This window comes from Frankia sp. CoWAU3, assembly GCF_977971855.1.
Genome location: NZ_CDWWXB010000205.1, coordinates 1 through 1,672 on the forward strand (window position 1 = coordinate 1; position 1,672 = coordinate 1,672).

At 72.2% G+C, this 1,672-nt stretch carries 3 protein-coding genes; all 3 read right to left on the minus strand.

All coding sequences use genetic code 11. From position 1 onward, the window contains the following. A partial coding sequence (rdgB, locus tag AC08ON_RS15290) for an RdgB/HAM1 family non-canonical purine NTP pyrophosphatase (RefSeq protein ID WP_476617208.1) occupies positions 1-655 on the minus strand: 655 nt, incomplete at its 3' end. Then, positions 652-1,395 carry a ribonuclease PH gene (rph, locus tag AC08ON_RS15295; RefSeq protein WP_476608181.1) on the minus strand — a complete coding sequence of 248 codons (744 nt, stop codon included), beginning with the start codon at positions 1,393-1,395 and terminating at the stop codon, positions 652-654. The genes rph and rdgB, both read right to left, overlap by 4 nt. Before the next feature lie 70 nt (positions 1,396-1,465). Next, positions 1,466-1,672 (minus strand): MBL fold metallo-hydrolase (locus tag AC08ON_RS15300; protein WP_476617209.1); only part of this gene is annotated, 207 nt, incomplete at its 5' end.

Here is a 1,672-nt window from a genome sequence, read left to right on the forward strand (position 1 = left end):
TGGCGGGGGTGGGTGGGGCGGCGAGGACCTCGCTGAGGACCAGGGCCAGTTCGCCGAAGGCTCGGCCGCGGTGGCTGATCGCATCCTTCTCCGCCGCGGACAGTTCGGCGTTCGTCCGGGTCTGACCGTCGGCCAGGAACAGTGGGTCGTAGCCGAAGCCGCCCGCGCCGCGAGGTTCGGTCAGCAGGGTGCCACGTAGCTCGCCGTGGGCGACCCGTTCGACGCCGTCCGGGGTGACCAGGGCCGCCGCGCAGACGAAGGCGGCGCCGCGCCGGTCGGCCGGGACGTCGTCAAGCTGCGCGAGCAGCAGGGTGTTGTTGGCGGTGTCCCGTTCGACCCGGGTGCCGTCGCGCCAGCCCGACCATCGAGCCGAGCGCACCCCCGGCATCCCGGCCAGTTCGTCGACGGCGAGCCCGGAGTCGTCGGCGACCGCAGGCAGCCCGGTCGCCGCGACCGCCGCCCGCGCCTTGATCAGAGCGTTCTCGGCGAAGGTCGTCCCGGTCTCGGGCACCTCCTCGCCTGGTGGCAGGCCCACCAGCTCCACGGCCAGGCCGCTGGCCGCCAGGATGCGGCGCAGCTCCGCGAGCTTCGCCTCGTTGCGACTGGCGAGGACCACCTTCGTCGTCCGGGCCGATCCGTGGTGTTCGGCGTTCATCGAGCACCTCCCGGGCGGGGAGGCCCCGCCGGGACCGGGCCGCGCAACGCCTCGGTCTGGATCGCGGTGAGCTGGGCGCATCCACGCACTGCGAGGTCGAGCAGGCTGTCGAGCATCGTCCGGTCGAACGGGGTGCCCTCGGCGGTGCCCTGGACCTCGACGAAACCGTCCGCCCCGGTGCACACCACGTTCATGTCGGTGTCCGCGGTGGAATCCTCGCTGTAGGCCAGGTCGAGCATCGCCTCGCCCTTGACCACGCCGACGCTGACCGCACTGACGCTCGTGATGAGCGCATCGGGCCGGCCGAGCCAGCGGGCGGCGTCGACCAGCGCGACGTAGGCGCCGGTGATCGCGGCGGTGCGCGTGCCGCCGTCGGCGAGCAGCACGTCGCAGTCGATCGCAATGGTGTTCGCGCCGAGGGCCTTCAGGTCGATGCAGGCACGCAGGCTGCGGCCAATCAGCCGGGAGATCTCATGGGTCCGCCCGGAGATGCGGCCGCGCACGGACTCGCGATCGTTACGGGTGTCGGTGGCCCGTGGAAGCATGGAGTACTCGGCGGTCACCCAGCCCAGGCCGCTGCCCTTGCGCCAGCGCGGGACCCCCGTGGTCACCGAGGCCGCGCACAGCACCCTGGTCCGGCCCGCACTGATCAGCGCGGATCCCTCCGCGTGCTCCTGCCATCCCCGCAGGATCGTCACCTGCCGGAGTTCGTCCGGTCTCCTGCCATCCGCTCGTATCACGTCGCGACACTATCGGCCCAGAGTGACCCGGCCGCGCGCCGAGGTACGAAGGTGCGGTCCGTCAGAGTTCTCAGAGTTCATAGACGGTGCCGGGGCTCGCGAGGGTCAGCGGGCCGTCGTAGACGCCAGCCGCCTCCTCCTCGGAACGGGCGGCGTTCCCCCACGGGACAAGATGCGTGAGCACGAGCTGACCCACGCCGGCTCGCCGGGCGTGCTCGCCGGCCTCCCGGCCGGTCAGATGCAGGTCCGGGGGGTTGTCCTCCTCATCGAGGAACGA